At 38.6% G+C, this 16,284-nt stretch carries 15 protein-coding genes; 11 read left to right on the top strand and 4 right to left on the bottom strand.

The window, feature by feature from the left end; translation table 11 throughout:
* The first annotated feature begins 439 nt into the window (after positions 1–439).
* Positions 440–1,540 (top strand): AI-2E family transporter, encoded by a 1,101-nt coding sequence (locus tag IMZ31_RS10740; protein ID WP_207527375.1) that lies wholly within the window; start codon positions 440–442, stop codon positions 1,538–1,540.
* Positions 1,541–1,583: 43 nt separating this feature from the next.
* Here IMZ31_RS10740 and IMZ31_RS10735 read toward each other — a convergent pair whose 3' ends face one another.
* Positions 1,584–1,751, bottom strand: a complete 168-nt coding sequence (locus tag IMZ31_RS10735) for a hypothetical protein (protein WP_207527374.1) — start codon at positions 1,749–1,751, stop codon at positions 1,584–1,586.
* A gap of 47 nt (positions 1,752–1,798) precedes the next feature.
* Positions 1,799–2,026 carry a hypothetical protein gene (locus tag IMZ31_RS10730; RefSeq protein ID WP_207527373.1) on the bottom strand — a complete coding sequence of 76 codons (228 nt, stop codon included), beginning with the start codon at positions 2,024–2,026 and terminating at the stop codon, positions 1,799–1,801.
* A gap of 162 nt (positions 2,027–2,188) precedes the next feature.
* Here IMZ31_RS10730 and IMZ31_RS10725 point away from each other — a divergent pair, with 162 nt between their 5' ends.
* Positions 2,189–2,410, top strand: coding sequence for a hypothetical protein (locus IMZ31_RS10725; RefSeq protein WP_207527372.1), 222 nt, complete (start codon positions 2,189–2,191; stop codon positions 2,408–2,410).
* A gap of 27 nt (positions 2,411–2,437) precedes the next feature.
* Here IMZ31_RS10725 and IMZ31_RS10720 read toward each other — a convergent pair whose 3' ends face one another.
* Positions 2,438–3,190, bottom strand: a complete 753-nt coding sequence (locus tag IMZ31_RS10720) for a TraR/DksA C4-type zinc finger protein (protein WP_207527371.1) — start codon at positions 3,188–3,190, stop codon at positions 2,438–2,440.
* Between the two features lie 219 nt (positions 3,191–3,409).
* On the opposite strand from IMZ31_RS10720, the gene IMZ31_RS10715 reads away from it, so the two are divergent.
* The 5 genes from IMZ31_RS10715 to IMZ31_RS10695 all read left to right on the top strand — a co-directional run bounded on the left by IMZ31_RS10715 (position 3,410) and on the right by IMZ31_RS10695 (position 10,410).
* Complete coding sequence (locus IMZ31_RS10715; RefSeq protein WP_207527370.1) at positions 3,410–4,603, top strand: dicarboxylate/amino acid:cation symporter; 1,194 nt, start codon at positions 3,410–3,412, stop codon at positions 4,601–4,603.
* Between the two features lie 145 nt (positions 4,604–4,748).
* Positions 4,749–6,122 (top strand): DUF6792 domain-containing protein, encoded by a 1,374-nt coding sequence (locus IMZ31_RS10710; RefSeq protein ID WP_207527369.1) that lies wholly within the window; start codon positions 4,749–4,751, stop codon positions 6,120–6,122.
* A gap of 160 nt (positions 6,123–6,282) precedes the next feature.
* Positions 6,283–7,932, top strand: coding sequence for a PTS transporter subunit IIBC (locus IMZ31_RS10705; RefSeq protein ID WP_207530373.1), 1,650 nt, complete (start codon positions 6,283–6,285; stop codon positions 7,930–7,932).
* A 3-nt stretch (positions 7,933–7,935) separates the two neighbouring features.
* Positions 7,936–8,730, top strand: coding sequence for an endonuclease/exonuclease/phosphatase family protein (locus tag IMZ31_RS10700; RefSeq protein ID WP_207527368.1), 795 nt, complete (start codon positions 7,936–7,938; stop codon positions 8,728–8,730).
* Between the two features lie 18 nt (positions 8,731–8,748).
* Positions 8,749–10,410, top strand: coding sequence for a glycoside hydrolase family 13 protein (locus tag IMZ31_RS10695; RefSeq protein WP_207527367.1), 1,662 nt, complete (start codon positions 8,749–8,751; stop codon positions 10,408–10,410).
* Positions 10,411–10,525: 115 nt separating this feature from the next.
* Here IMZ31_RS10695 and IMZ31_RS10690 read toward each other — a convergent pair whose 3' ends face one another.
* On the bottom strand, positions 10,526–11,887 hold the full coding sequence (locus IMZ31_RS10690) for a DUF2254 domain-containing protein (RefSeq protein ID WP_207527366.1): 1,362 nt from the start codon (positions 11,885–11,887) through the stop codon (positions 10,526–10,528).
* A gap of 432 nt (positions 11,888–12,319) precedes the next feature.
* Between IMZ31_RS10690 and proC the strand changes: the two genes are divergently transcribed.
* The 4 genes from proC to IMZ31_RS10670 all read left to right on the top strand — a co-directional run bounded on the left by proC (position 12,320) and on the right by IMZ31_RS10670 (position 16,263).
* Positions 12,320–13,123, top strand: a complete 804-nt coding sequence (gene proC / locus IMZ31_RS10685) for a pyrroline-5-carboxylate reductase (protein WP_242705540.1) — start codon at positions 12,320–12,322, stop codon at positions 13,121–13,123.
* Positions 13,124–13,157: 34 nt separating this feature from the next.
* Complete coding sequence (gene proB / locus IMZ31_RS10680) at positions 13,158–14,291, top strand: glutamate 5-kinase (protein WP_207527365.1); 1,134 nt, start codon at positions 13,158–13,160, stop codon at positions 14,289–14,291.
* Positions 14,292–14,311: 20 nt separating this feature from the next.
* Positions 14,312–15,571 carry a glutamate-5-semialdehyde dehydrogenase gene (locus tag IMZ31_RS10675; RefSeq protein ID WP_207527364.1) on the top strand — a complete coding sequence of 420 codons (1,260 nt, stop codon included), beginning with the start codon at positions 14,312–14,314 and terminating at the stop codon, positions 15,569–15,571.
* Positions 15,572–15,705: 134 nt separating this feature from the next.
* Positions 15,706–16,263, top strand: a complete 558-nt coding sequence (locus tag IMZ31_RS10670; RefSeq protein WP_207527363.1) for a GDSL-type esterase/lipase family protein — start codon at positions 15,706–15,708, stop codon at positions 16,261–16,263.
* The last annotated feature ends 21 nt before the right edge of the window (positions 16,264–16,284 follow it).

The raw sequence follows: 16,284 nt of genomic DNA, 5'->3' as shown, positions 1-16,284 counted from the left end.
CTAATCAATTAATTTAAGAGTGTTGCTAATGTGTAACAGGTGATATAGGTCACCTGTTTTTTTATGGAAGAAAAAACTTAAACAGATTTTAAATCTTTAGGTTTCTAAAGAAGCTATTTAGGAAAAACAAAAGTTAGACTGAATCTTTAATGAAGGTTCTAAGCACTATTAGCAACAATTGAGCGCTGGCTAATGGCTTTAAGGATCGATAACTTATCTTGTGGGGTTAACATTCTCCAGCTAGCAGCTTTGATTTTCATATTGAATCTCCTCCTTTTTGATTGGAAAACAAACAAAAGCAAGGGAAACTATTCAACTATGCATTCAAGTATCTGATACTTTAGTAGTTTATACCGTCATTCAAACAAAATTAAACAACAAAAATTTCTACAAATTCTGCGATAAATAGGGTTTGAAGCCCTTTAGAAGGAGGAAATATATGTGGTTTAAACATCCATTCTTTAAATATGCAACAGGAACTGTAATTGTACTTATTGGCCTTTATATCCTTGAGTTATTAGGTTTCTTTGGTCCTATAAAAACCATTCTTAAAACGCTCTTTTATCCTATATTAATTGCGGGATTCTTATTTTATATTTTAAGGCCGATTGTGTCGAAATTAACCAGAACAAAAATTATGAATAAAACGACGGCCATACTCACTGTGTTTCTTTCCATTGTTACAATCATCTATGCGGCTATCTATTTTTTAGCCGGTACGATTCAAGAACAAGTGAAAAACATTAGTTCTAAACTACCAGAGCAATTAAAGAAGTCAGCTGAAGAAGCTCAGAAAACGATTGAGAAGAATGACATGGGGATGGTTTCTGTACCGAACTTGAGACAGAAAGTAAGTAGTGGAGCATCAGAGGTACTCCAATCACTAGGTGATAACGTGATGCAGGTTGTATCAGCCATTACAGGTGCTACAACTGTTCTAGTCATTGTGCCGTTCATCTTATTCTATTTCTTAAAAGATGATCATAGATTTATTCCTTATATGCTTCAGTTCATACCAGATCGTCATAATGCTAAAGGGAAAGATGTTCTAAGAAGAATTAGTGAAACGGTGTCGGCTTATATTACGGGGCAGGTAATCGTAGCACTTGTTGACGGGGTGTTAATGTATATTGGTTACTTAATTCTTGGACTAGATTACGCTCTAATATTGGGGATATTTGTTTCTTTAACAGCCGTTGTTCCATTCTTTGGTCCAATTATTGGTGTAATCCCAGCGGTTATCGTTGCATTAACGCAAGATCCTGCTATGGCTCTGTATGTTATTATTACACTCATAATCGTGCAACAGTTAGAAGGAAATCTCGTAGCACCGCTTGTGCTTGGTAAGCGATTAAACATACATCCGATTACAATCATTTTACTGCTTATCGTTGCATCGGCTCTATACGGATTCATTGGGATGCTTGTTGCTATTCCGTTGTATTCGGTTATAAAAGTTGTCTTTAAAACAGTATCAGAAGAAGTCGACAGAGAATGGCTTTTCCGAGATGTCTTTAAAACCAAAAAGTCAGACTATTAAATTCTATATAGTAAGATATAAAAAATAAGAGGAGAAGCTCCTCTTATTTTTTATGCCTACCTTGCATGCCCTGCTTCGAATTACGGTTAGCCCCGCGTTGCATATCTTCTTGACTTTTCGTTTCATCTGTTAATTCCACATTTGCCATGCTTTCAGTAGGAGTGGAATTGTTCTTTAAAGCTGCATCTCTCGTTACTTTACGTTTTGTCATCGACCTTTCCTCCCTTCCTGCATTTAGTTTTTACGTTTCGGACTATATCATGCATCCGTTTCAGAGCGAATGGTTTTCATCATTTGATTGTACTCTTCAGGATGGACAAACACATTCTTGTCCCAATTTTGTTCCATCCAGTTGATTAGTTCTTGTGCTGAATTAAAAACTTGTCCGCTCGTATCGCTTGAGCGAATCGTGTATCGTCCATTGTCTGGATCAACTGTAACTTGGTTAGGGTATGCGCCTTCCTTGGTTTGTAGTTCAAACTCCATTGAAATCCCTCCTTAAGATGGAATGCTCGAAGCTTGGAGAATGGTTTCGTTAACGACTTTAACAAAACGTTTTTAAACACCTGATTTAATGATAAATGATTAAGATAGCCCTATCCTGGGAAACGTGTAATAGAAGCATTATATAACAGGAGGTTATATCATATGAGCAATAAGAAACGTAATGAAGATCATCAAATGTCTGAAGCTTTCACAGCAAACAGTAAGGTGAGTAAAGCATTCAGCGGTGAAGACCATGAAGATGGAGGTATGGAAGGGGAGAATTTATCCCAGTACTATATGAATAACAACACACCTGCCATTGATATTGATCCACTAGAAGATACAGACCATGACACAGAGGATCAAGTGAAAAATAAAGAGTAAAAGCCTCGCCCTATGGCAAGGCTTTTTTTATTCTTCTTCGACGTAACTGTCACCTTCATGATAAGGAATGTCTCCCATAATAGACATCATTCCGTCCTCATCTAAGTCTTCTTCGTATTCTTCATGTGCGGCATTTGGAAAAACCGTAATGTTCTTCCCATATAGGTCGTTGCCAGTGAAGTTCTCGTAATCTTCAACATAGCTTACAGGTTCATCTGAATTAATATACGTATCATCATACTCTGATATATCCTGGCCAGAAAAGTCAGAAGGTGTTTCCGAAGTTCCGTAGCGCGCTACATCCTGCCATGAATCCTCTGAGTCATAAAAGTTAGAACTGGCTGCTTCGTCTGAGTGTCTTCTAAGTCCAGGTTGAAGGATTTCTTCTTCTACTGGACGTTCCTCGTGCTCTTGTTGATTTGGACTATGTTCAATACAAAATGTAGTGGTGGGTAAGGCTTCAAGGCGATCCTTTGGAATGTCTTTTCCGCAAGCTTCACACTGTCCATACTCGCCATTGTCCATTCTTTCAAGTGCATGATTGATATCTTTTAATTCTTGTTCTGCGTGTTCGTTTAAAGCAATATCTTTCTCTCGTTCATATAGAAACGTTGCCGTATCTCCTGGGTGGTTATCATAATTGGAAAGTTCAGAAACAGATTCTTGATCTGCTTCTGATTCAAGGTCGTAATGATCATTGTGTTCTAGATGAGTTTCTAGCTCTTCTCGTTGTTTCATCAATTTGTGACGAAACGTTTGTTGCTCTTGTGATGTAAGCATACGATTCCTCCTAACAAACGTTATTGAAGTTAGTATTTGCGGTGCTACATAAAATCATGCTGTATATATGTGGGGATTTGTTAAATTATAAAACTGGATTGAAACCGCTATATAAACTGAATATTCCGAATTAATGTTTTTTCCTTAACAAAAGAGAAGAGAGGGTCTATACTTGTATCCATCAAGAGAAAACACGTGTTCACCTGAGGAGGACAAAGCATGAAAATAGGATTATTACCACGACTTTTAATAGGAATAGCACTAGGTATAGTAAGTGGATTAGTACTTCCTCAATGGGGAATTGAACTGTTTGCTACTTTCAATGGCTTGTTCGGAAACTTTCTAAACTTCATCATTCCGCTCATTATTTTAGCATTCATCGCACCAGGAATAGGCGAATTAGGAAAGGGTGCTGGTAAGCTTGTAGGTTTAACAGCAGGTGTAGCATATGGTTCGACGGTACTTGCTGGCTTGTTAGCATTTTTTGTTGGAAGTACTGTGTTCCCGAACATTTTAAACGTGGGAAGCTTAGACGGTAATTTTGAGAATCCTGAAGAATTTTTATTAGAAGGGTTTTTCCAAGTAGAAATGCCGCCTGTAATGAGCGTTATGACAGCGTTGATTCTAGCCTTTGTAATTGGAATTGGTCTTGCATCTATTAATGGGAGCGCACTTCAAAAAGGATTTGAAGATCTTCGAAGCATTATTGAAAAAGTAATTCAATACGTTATTATTCCTTTATTACCTATACACATTTTTGGTATATTTGCCAACATGACTTACGGTGGACAAGTTGCAACGATTATGTCAACCTTTATCAAAGTATTTGCTATTATTATTGTCTTACATTTAGTTATGCTTACATTGCAATATTCAACAGCTTCGGCAATATCAAAGAAAAATATCTTCACATCCATTAAAAATATGGTTCCAGCTTATTTCACAGCTCTTGGAACACAATCTTCTGCTTCGACGATTCCAGTTACGCTTCGTCAAACGAAGAAAAATAATGTTAAAGATAAGGTTGCCGAATTTGTTGTTCCACTATGTGCAAACATTCATCTCTCTGGCAGTACAATTACAATCATAAGTGCTGCTATGGCTGTTATGTTCTTAAACGGAATGGAGGTTACTTTTGTTGAAGTATTTCCTTTCATCCTTGCACTAGGTCTTACAATGATTGCAGCTCCTGGTGTTCCAGGTGGGGCGGTTATGTCGGCGATTGGACTACTTCAATCCATGCTTGGTTTTAATGATGCAATGCTTTCCCTTATGATTGCTCTTTATTTAACACAGGATAGCTTTGGTACAGCTACAAATGTAACTGGTGACGGAGCGATCTCAATTGTGGTAGATAAATTAATGGGGAACCAAGTAGAAACGGAAGAAGTAAACGAAAAGAAATCAGCATAGATCGTAGTTATAAGAGGGCGAAATCACTTAGGATTTCACCCTCTTTTTTTATCAGGCGTGGTTAAAAATATCCTTCTAATTGAGGAAGTGTTGCTTTCTCTTTTTTGCTACACTTAAGACAGAAACAGCGGGGAGGGGAATGAAGGTGCAAAGGATCATTTTAAATGATGATTTAATTCGAGCAAAAGTCGTAAATATTGAGTTCGAAGGGACTACTCCTGAAGCATTTAAACGTTGGCTCAAGGATCAGGGCGTTTTCGCAGAAAGAGAGGACGATATAACCATTTATCCTTCTTCCTTTACCATATCTGAACGAGATACGGGTTTTGATGGGACGGTGATCCACTTCTACAACCCAACAAAAGGTGTGAATGAGATGTACACCATCTTTCGTGGCAGTGAGCATGTAGAGGTTTCAGACTGGAGACCAAAAGACTGGGTTTACAATATGCTTGGGATTTTTGTAGGCCAAGGAATATCTCAATATCGATCAGCTAAAGCATTTGATGTATATCTTACAGAACAGATCAAATGTAATACGAACGTTCCGTTAAGGAAAATAGCAATGGGCTTCTCATTAGGTGGAAACTTGGCTCAAACACTTCAACTTGTTGAAACACCTTTTGATTCTGTATACACGTTTAATGATGCGAAGCCAAGCATTTACCAGCTCGCTGCAATTGATAAGGGATTTCAAGATGCTATTGAGGAAACCTTCCATAAGCCACTAGTGCCTTTTTCAATAATCTATGGAATTCCTATCCATCAACTTATGAAACTAGCAAGACAAAGATATGACCTTAATAATGTAGGGATTTACAAAGTTAGCCTGACAGGGGATCTGTTGTATGCTTTTCACCAAGTTCCGGGATTTCTGGAGACGGGTCACGAAAAACTTATTCAAAATGTTAAAGAAAATCGTATACGAAGCGTTGTGGAAAACATACCTCAATCCTTCTTTCGTGAACTGAGGGAAGTTCTTTTCTCCTACAGTATTTTATATGAAAAGGAAGGTTTTGACGCACTGTGGGAAGAGGTGACGGGGCTTGATGTGACGGTTGTTGAAGGTTTATTTAGGTCCATTGTGGACTATAGAGAAGAAGGGTTTCACTTTGGCTTACTCAAAAGAATTTTGAATGTACTTAAGAAAGGGTTTCTTAGTTTTGAAGAAGTATATGAACGACTTCCTATATTGTCCAAGTTATTGATGTGCTTATATAAAGATTCCCCAAGTTTAATAAAGTTACTTATGGAAAATGGATATGTAACACACAAGGAACACATTAAATGGAAAGAAAATATTCATATAATAGAAGAGTTTATTAAAGTTCTCGGTAGTGAGGAGAGCCTTGATGATATGAACGTGGATATCCGCCTTTGGAGAGCTATTTTAACGGTATATCAGTTGCTTGAAAAGGTTGTTTATTCGCTCTTGGAAGATATTGAAGTAGGTGTAGAGTCTCACGATTTGGAAAGACTGATCTATTACTTACAAAAATATGATAAAATCTTTTTATAAAATTATTAGATTAGTATTGCTTAATGGAAAATTTTACGGTACTATTTGATTTATAAGTTGCGAAAACGTTTGCACAAACGTTTTCATTTTTTACATAATTGTGAAAACGATTCCAGATAATTGAGATAAGGGGAGTGGGAACATGTCTAAAATTAAGCAATTGCCGATCTTTTCATTTGATTTTTGGCAAAAGTTTGGGAAAGCATTGATGGTTGTAGTTGCTGTTATGCCAGCAGCTGGTATTATGATCTCGTTAGGAAAAGCACTTGATATGGTTGTAGATGATCTTGTGTTTATGCAAGCGTTTGCGCGGATTATGGAAGATATCGGTTGGTCTATTATTGGTAACCTTCATATCTTATTCGCCGTAGCAATTGGTGGGTCTTGGGCTAAGGAGCGTGCTGGGGGAGCGTTTGCTGCACTTCTTGCCTTTATCTTTATCAACCGAATTACCGGTGCAATATTCGGTGTAAACTCGGCCATGTTAATTCAAGGAGAGGAAACCGTAACATCATTTTTAGGTACTGAAATGCCTGTTGGGGATTATTTTATTAATGTCTTAGGTGCTCCAGCCCTAAATATGGGAGTATTTGTTGGAATCATTTCTGGTTTCTTAGGAGCTAGTCTTTTTAATAAATATTATGCTTTTGACAAATTACCAGATGCTTTAGGTTTCTTTAATGGAAAACGTTTTGTGCCATTTGTTGTAATGGTAGGTTCAGTGTTTGTATCACTAGTATTGGCACTTGTATGGCCTCCTGTTCAAACCGTTCTTAACAACTTCGGTGAATGGATTGCAACATCTCGTGACTCAGCACCAATTTTAGCTCCATTTGTATATGGTGCTATGGAACGATTAATGCTTCCATTTGGTCTTCACCATATGTTAACTGTTCCAATTAATTATACAGAATTGGGCGGTACTTACATTATTCAAACTGGAAAGAATATTGGACAAGCAGTAGCTGGTCAGGACCCGCTATGGTTGGCTTGGGCAACAGATCTTTACAACTATATGTCTCAAGGCAATATGGAAGCTTATAATGAACTGAAAGAGAACGTTACGCCTGCTCGTTTCAAAGCAGGTCAGGTTGTTACATCAACAGCAGCTCTAATTGGTATCGCCCTTGCTATGTATAAAAACGTAGACGAAGATAAGAAGAGTAAGTATAAATCTGTATTCCTTTCAGCTGGGCTTGCCGTTTTCCTGACAGGGGTTACGGAACCAATTGAATTTATGTTTATGTTTGCTGCGCCTCTATTATATGTTGTGTATGCGATTATGACAGGTTTAGCTTTTGCTGTTGTAGATTTAGTAGACCTACGCGTTCATGCATTTGGTATGGTTGAATTAATTACTCGTACACCTCTAATGATTAATGCGGGGATTGGTCGAGATCTAGTCAATTTTGCTGTAACATGCCTTGTATTCTTTGGTCTGAACTTCTCCATTGCGAATGTTATGATTAAGAAGATGAAATTACCAACTCCTGGACGTAAAGGGAACTATATTGAAGATAGTGCAGAAGAAAGTGGATCAGGGTCCTCAGAAAATGAAAGTGGAGAAGATCATTCCCAATCTGGGCAAGTCATTTCTTTACTTGGTGGAAAAGAAAACATATACGAAGTAGATGCTTGCATGACTCGTCTACGTGTAACAGTTAATGATTTAGAGAAAGTAGCTAAAGAAGATGAGTGGAAGCGTAACGGAGCGATGGGGCTTGTCGTAAAAGACCGGGGTGTTCAAGCAATTTATGGTCCTAAAGCTGATGTTCTAAAATCTGAGATTCAAACAAAGCTAGGAGCTTAATATATGAAACTACTGACATTGAATGGACACGCATGGCAGGAAGACGATCAATTGACTAAAATTAAACAGGTTGCAGCAAGAATTCATAAAAGCCGCTATGATGCCGTCGCGTTACAGGAGGTAAGTCAGCATAAAGATGCTCGTTATGTGTATGACCATATCAGGAATGATAACTATGGGTATTTAATACAACAAGAATTAAATGCGCTAGGGAGTACTGATTATGAATTAGTCTGGGACGTTTCCCATTATGGGTATGATGTCTACGAAGAAGGGATTGCCCTTCTTGTAAGGCATCCCATTCAATCTTCAGAGTCATTCTATGTGACAAACTCGACCTCCATAGACTATTGGAAATCACGAAAGATTGTGTCTGCAACGTGTGTGATCAATGAGGTACCTGTAAGACTATACTCTTGCCATTTAGGTTGGTGGGGAGATGAAGACGAACCTTATGATTCTCAAGTGGATGTACTTATGAACCACGTGAATGTTGAAGGCTTATCTTTCCTTCTAGGTGATTTTAACGCTTCTGATGATCGTCATGAGGAAGGGTATGATTATATTCTTGCGCACGGATGGATTGATACACATAGAGTAGCTCTTGAACAAATTGGTGAGGAAACAATCAAAGGGAACATTGCCGGTTGGGATCAGAACAAAGAAGGGATCAAAATTGATCACATCTTTTGTAATCAACATGTGAATATACAGCAGTCCAAAGTTGTATTTGATGGAAGAACAACACCGATTGTTTCCGATCATTATGGCTTGGAGATTACGTATACAATCGGTTAAAGAAATGAGGGAATGATGATGGAAAGAGTATGGTGGAAAGAAGCTGTTGGGTATCAAGTGTATCCTCGAAGCTTTCAAGATTCGAATGGCGATGGTATTGGCGATTTACAAGGGATGATTAGTCGTCTTGATTACTTGAAAGATTTGGGTGTAGATTTTATTTGGATTTGTCCAATGTACAAATCACCTAAAGATGATAATGGTTATGATATATCAGACTATCAAGAAATATTAGAAGAGTTTGGTACAATGGAAGATTTTGATGAGCTTTTACGTGAAGTACATAAACGTGGAATGAAGCTTATCATTGATCTTGTATTAAATCATACAAGTGATGAACACCCTTGGTTTTTAGAATCAAAGTCCTCCGTTCGAAGCCCTAAGCGAGACTGGTATATATGGAGAGACCCTCTGAACGGTGAAGAACCGAATAACTGGGAAAGTATTTTTGGAGGGTCTGCCTGGGAATACGATGAGACGTCTGGACAATACTATATGCACTTGTTCTCAAAGAAACAGCCGGACTTAAACTGGGAGAATGCAGAAGTTAGAGAAGTATTGTATGATACAGTGAATTGGTGGCTTGATAAAGGTATCAATGGCTTCCGTATTGATGCAATTAGTCATATAAAGAAGCGTCCAGGTCTTCCTGATCTTCCTAATCCTAAGGAAGAGAAGTACGTTTCCTCTTTTGATATGCACATGAACCAGGAAGGTATTCACGAGTTTCTTCAAGAGTTTAAAGATAAGACTTACGGAAACTATGATGTTATGACTGTAGGGGAAGCCAATGGTGTAAGTGCTGATGAGGCACACCTTTGGGTTGGTGAAGAAGGGAAAATGGACATGGTCTTTCAGTTCGAACACTTAGACCTTTGGGACCAGGATGCTGACCAAAAGTTAGATGTATTAGCGTTGAAGGATGCTTTGACGCGTTGGCAAAAAGGTCTTGAAGGAGATGGTTGGAATGCCCTCTTCATTGAGAACCATGACAAAGCGAGAAGTGTTTCAACCTGGGGAAATGACGGTAAGTACTGGCGCGAGAGTGCTACATCTTTAGGGACGATGTATTTCTTCATGCAGGGAACACCGTTTATCTATCAAGGACAAGAAATAGGGATGACGAATTTCAAATTCCCTTCAATAGAGGATTTTGATGACGTTGCTGCTAAAAATACGTATCAAAACATGATTGAAGAAGGGTACACCCATGAAGAAGTGATGAATGTGTTGTGGAGTACTTCTCGAGATAATAGCCGTACACCAATGCAATGGAGTCAAGGCGAACATGCTGGCTTTACAAATGCTACTCCATGGATGAAAATGAATCCCAACTACGAAACAATTAATGTAGAATCTCAGCAGAATGATCAAGACTCTATCTTAGAATACTATAAGACTATGATTCAGTTGAAAAAACAATACGATTTATTTACGTATGGGACATATGATTTGGTAAACGCTAATGACTCACAAGTTTATGCTTATACAAGAACACTAGAGAATGAAACAGCTTTAGTAATTGCAAATCTTACAGAATCTGAAGTGGTGTTTAAGTCTCCGGTATCTGTAAGTCGTCGTTCTCTTGTACTAAGTAATTACAAAGAGAATGAAGACACAAGTGATACTGAATTAAAACTGTCTCCTTATGAAGCTCGTGTTTACGTATTTTCTGCCTGAATCATATTATCAAAAAAAATGAGGACAAAAGCCAAAATGGTTTTGTCCTCATTTTTTTATTTTTGGAACTTGTACAATATATCGCCCAGTTCAGAAGGAATGCTACATTTAGACTCTATTGATAAATGGTTTTTAAAAGCTCTTCTTTTAATGGTTCAAAATGATCTTGCTTGTGTGTGTTCTTCGTGACTAATCTGAGGTTGTCGATAAGGTAATAGCAATCATTCTCAAATAGGCTGCAACCGTTTAATCCTTTAACCGTTTGGAAAGCGAATTCCCATATATCTTCATGAAACCTCTCATCCATTCCTTTAGCCATTAAAGAAAGCATAGACAAGATTTCAGTAATGATCGTGACATTATGATGGCTATATTCTCGTATATTGCCAAAGCCTTTGTGTAGATAATATTTAAAGTCTTCCTGACAAAGCATTAGCCGTAGATTACCTTCTACATCATATAAATATGGGGAGAAGTCAGTAACGCTGCCAACTTCCTGAAGTAGTTCTGTGATTTGATGAAGGGTGTTTGTAACGGTTAACGGGTCATCATTTCCAAGAGCTCGGATAGCGACTTCAGCAAGTTTATTAACCCCGTATTCAAGGTCTTGGATCTCTGTTTGCTTCTTCCCTAGAACAACTAATTTTAAGTATTTCTTCTTATCAAATTTGTCGTCATCACCCCAATAGCTAAACAGTGGCGTATTACATAGAACGAACTCCCCTATACGCGGGTGAAGCTCTATAATTAAATGGTCTTCTTTTGCTTTATGGATGAGTCGTTGAAAATCTGCTAACTGGAGGTAACCAGAACTTTCTGCATTGATTACAGTTCCTTTTTCAGCAGGAAGGTGTGCGGTGGTCTCCTCTGGGTCTTTACGAAATGGTTGTATTTCTTTCATAAGAGAACTTTGAATAATACTCTTCGAATTTTCTTTCATCCGTGCGGTAATGTTGTGAACTTGTAGCCAAGTAGTGGTGTGGTTGATGAAATATACAAATGTAATGGCTGCAAGAAAGACGGTCGCTATGGAGAGAAACGGGATAGCTAGAAGATATTCTACATCTTCATTAGATACATATAGAAAGTTTAGTAATACATAAATAAAACTACCGTTGAAGATTCCCATAACGTGCTGGGTATTTCGATCGCTTATGTAATTTAAGAGCATTTTAGACGAAAACTGCCCACTAAATGTAGTGAGTGCAACCAGGATCGAGTTAATCGTGAAGGCACTAAGCGTTAAAACTCCTCCAACTAAGGAACCTAAAAGGGTTTGAGTTGTACTTGCACTGAAAGCTACAAGTTTAGGGAAATAAGATGCTATATCTAGCTTATAATCCAATACAAAGGTTATAGCAGATAGGCATATGGAAGCTATAATATACCACATCGGCATAAACCAAAGTGTGGACTGTAATTCGTTCTTTCTTTCGCGCTTTGACATTGTTAAGTATCGTTTTATTATATGGAACATCAATTCATACTCCTTTAGTGGTTATATCTATTATTTCCTCTTTTTCGACAATGTTAATCTAAAAAATAATTTATTGTCGTAAAAATAGATGACACAAGCCCAAATGGGGGTTATAGATCGATTGAGCACGAATAAGGTATAGTTTAAAATGTTAGAATATTAGGAATTGATCTACATTTATAAAAACACCCTTTCCATAATCTTCATAAATCGTTCTGAGAAGAAATCAGACCTCATGAGACGTCAAAAGAAGTGAATAAGACCAAATGGAACCGTTTACATGAACTATTTCGCCACTATGCACCCCACTTATCCGAAAGCCCTTGCATATATTTTTTGGAATGTTACGATAATCTTCGTTGTAGCAAAAGCAGAAAAAGGGAGCGTGTTAAAGTAGTGACACAAACTATTGCTTTTTTAGGAGCGGGATCTATGGCTGAAGCGATGATTTCAGGTATGGTTCAGTCAAACCAGGTCACTCCAAGTCAAATTATCGTATCAAACCGTAGTAACACGAATCGTTTAAACGAGTTGAAATATAAATATGGTATTCAAGCGAAAAAGCGTGAAGACTTAGAGTTTGCAACAATTGACTTATTTATATTAGCTATGAAACCAAAAGACATAGATTCTGTATTGGAATCTTTACGGCCTCATTTAAACCCACATCAAACCATCATTTCTGTCCTAGCAGGAATTACAACTTCACACATGGAGAGTCACTTACCTGATAAGCAGCAAGTGATTCGAGTCATGCCTAACACTTCTAGCATGATCGGGGAATCTGCCACGGCGATTGCGCCAGGAACCCATGCCCCTAAAGATCGAGTTTACCTTACTAAAGCATTAATGGAATCCTTCGGAGAAGCTTACATTATCGAAGAGGATCACATGGATATTTTCACAGGGATTGCCGGCAGTGGACCTGCATATTTCTATAACCTTATGGAGCATATTGAGCAAGCCGGCATTGAAGCAGGACTTGAAGGAGAGCTTGCAAGATCTATCGGTGCGCAAACCATACTCGGAGCAGCTAAAATGATTCAAGAAAGAGAAGAGACCCCCACTGAATTAAGAGAAAATGTCACATCACCTAATGGAACGACAGCCGCAGGGCTTAAGGAACTTGATCTTCACGGAGGTGGAAAGGCAGTATCTGCAGCTATTAAAGGGGCCGCATTCCGTTCTAAAGAAATGTCCAAACAAATGGAACAACCACTAGTAGCGACTAATTAAAATGAGACAAATTAACGAATTGCAGGAGGAACGTATGATTACAGAAACCGAATCGAAACGTATCGTCATTAAAATTGGAAGTAGTTCTCTCACGAGCATGCACGGTGAAATAAGTCGTCGTAAGCTCGAAAAAATCGTAGACGAAGTCGTTCGCTTAAAAGATGAAGGACATGAGGTATTGCTTGTATCTTCTGGTGCAGTAGCAGCTGGGTACCGAAAGCTCGGTTGCCTTGAGCGCCCAACAGATCTTGCAGAGAAGCAAGCAGCCGCTTCTATTGGTCAAGGACTTCTTATTGAGTCGTATTCTGATTTATTCCTCTCACACGGGTATGTAGGGTCTCAAATACTCATTACAAGAAGCGATTTCTCCGATGAGGACCGTTACAATAATGCTAGGAGTACCATCAACGTTTTGCTTGATCGTGGCATTATCCCAATTGTTAATGAGAACGACACGATTACGATGGATTTTCTGAAATTTGGAGATAATGACACGCTATCTGCAAAAGTAGCGGGTCTTGTAGATGCAGATCAGCTCATTATTCTTTCAGATATCGAAGGACTTTATGAAGAGAATCCGAATGATAATCCAGACGCCAAACTTGTAGAGCATGTACAAGAAATTACTGATGAAATTGAGGCCTCTGCAGGAGGATCAGGAAGTTCTGTTGGCACAGGAGGCATGAAGTCTAAGATTGATGCCTTTAAGATCGCGATGGCATCTGGTATCGCTTCTTTCTTAGGGAAGGCTTCCACTCCAAACATTGTATATGATGCAGTTCATCATCAAGCAAAAGGAACTTACTTCACATCCAAACCAGACACAACTAATCTGGATCAAAAGAAACAATGGATTGCCTTTAATTCTGGGCCAGAGGGTGAAGTGATTATCAGTATGGATTCCAAGGACTTAATTGTTCAGCAAAAGAATAGCTTACACCCTGCACACGTTACAAAAGTTCATGGGGATTTCGACAAGGGAGCAGTCGTTCGTGTTATAGACGTTTCAGGAGAAGAAGTAGGCCTTGGTGTTGTGAACTATTCTTCAACAACCTTCAAGTCCTTTATAGGTCAACCGATTGACCGATTATCTGAATACAAACAAGCAGCGGTTGAGCGCGAAGATTTTGTATGCCATCTGGATTTTGCATTACCTGTAAGTGTTTAATAAAGAGGAGGAATAGACACATGATTACGAAAGAACAAACGAATGTAGAAGCACAAGCCATTCAAGCAAAGAAAGCATCGAAGACACTATCCATCCTAACTACAGAGGAAAAGAATAAAGCATTGCATGCAATTGCAGACCAGATAGAAGCGAATTGGGAAGAGCTCCTTAAAGCAAATGAATTAGACCTTATAAAAGGTCGTGAAGCAGGGTATGAAGAAGCTTTTATGGACCGTTTATCTCTTACAAAGGAACGGGTATTTGAATTTGCAAATGGCCTACGAGAAGTTGCTTCCCTTGATGATCCTACCGGTATTGTTCAATCAGACTGGACACTTGATAATGGACTTCAAGTTCAAAAAGTGACTGTCCCTCTTGGAGTAATTGGAATGATTTATGAAGCTCGCCCAAACGTAACGGTAGACGCAACGGGGCTTGCTTTAAAATCAGGTAATTCTATTGTCCTAAAGGGAGGATCTTCAGCGATTGAATCAAATAAAAAAATCGTGGAAGTCATGAAAGAAGGATTATTGAACACAAGAATTCCTAAGGATGCCATTCAATTTATAGCCAGCACAGATCGTAAAGCCACTAATGCTTTATTTACTATGAAAGAACATATTGATGTATTAATCCCTCGTGGGGGTGGGTCTTTAATTCAAGCAGTTGTGAACAATGCAACGGTTCCGGTACTAGAAACGGGAGTTGGGAATTGTCACATATACATTGATGAAAGTGCTGAGGTTGATCAAGCAATTTCTATCCTTATCAACGCCAAAACCGATCGACCTGCTGTATGTAATGCGGCAGAAACCGTCATTGTTCATGAAACATGGTTGAATGCCCATAAAGAAGCGCTAATACAGGCTTTACAAGAAAATGGAATATCGGTGCATGGTGATAAAAAGGCTGTTGAGGCCATACCAGGTGCAACAGAAGCGAATGAAGCAGATTGGGCAGAAGAATATCTGAGTAAGCATATCGCGTTGAAAGTTGTAGCAGATGTTATAGAGGCAATTGAACATATTGAAGTATATGGCACGAAGCATTCAGAAGCGATTATTTCAGAGGATCTTCAAAATGTTGACCTCTTTATGAAACTTGTAGATGCTGCAGCTCTTTATCACAATGCATCGACGCGTTTTACTGATGGTGGGGCGTTAGGATTTGGCGCAGAAATTGGCATTTCAACTCAGAAGCTCCATGCGAGAGGGCCAATGGGGCTACCGGCCTTGACGACAATTAAATTTCAAATGAGAGGCACTGGGCAAGTCCGTTAGATAGCTTTATAATTAAAAGCTTTATATTGATATAAAGGGAAGGGATCTGATTGTATGATTGGATCCCTTTTATATTTGGTGAGCTGGTATAGGGTTGATATAATGGCTAATAAATTTAAAGAGGAGAATATATAATGAGGAGGATGGTATGCTTTGGAGACAGTATTACCGCAGGACATGGATTTACTGAATCCCCATTAACGAAACAGCTTCAAGAAGAGTTAGGGAATTTGGTTATTATTAACGCAGGCGTGTCAGGTGATACGACTGAAGATGGGATAGAGCGATTTGAACGAGACGTTTTAGCTCATACCCCATCAATTGTAACGATCCTCTTCGGTTCAAATGATGGGGCGGATCATCGTAAGGTATCGCTACCACAGTTTAGAAACAATTTATTACATATGATAAAGCATTTAGAGGAATCTAGTGTGCTTTTAATTACGCCCCCTGCTGTAGATGAAGAAGCCCAACAAAAACGAACGAATGAAAAGTTACGGTCGTATTCAAATGTTGTTCAAGAAGTGGCTGAAAAAACAGGGGTCGAAGTTTTTGATTTATTCGGAGAGATGTTAAATATGCAGGATATTAAACCCTTAGTAAATGGACCTGATCATGACGGCCTTCATTTCTCTCTTGAGGGATACGCTTTCTTATCCTCAAAAATTCAGGAGTTTGCAGATCGTCATTAAATTCATAAATAAGGGTGATGT

It is taken from the genome of Pontibacillus sp. ALD_SL1, from assembly GCF_017355605.1.
The sequence above is the reverse complement of the archived record's forward strand: the minus strand, read 5'-3'. Positions and strand labels throughout refer to the sequence as shown.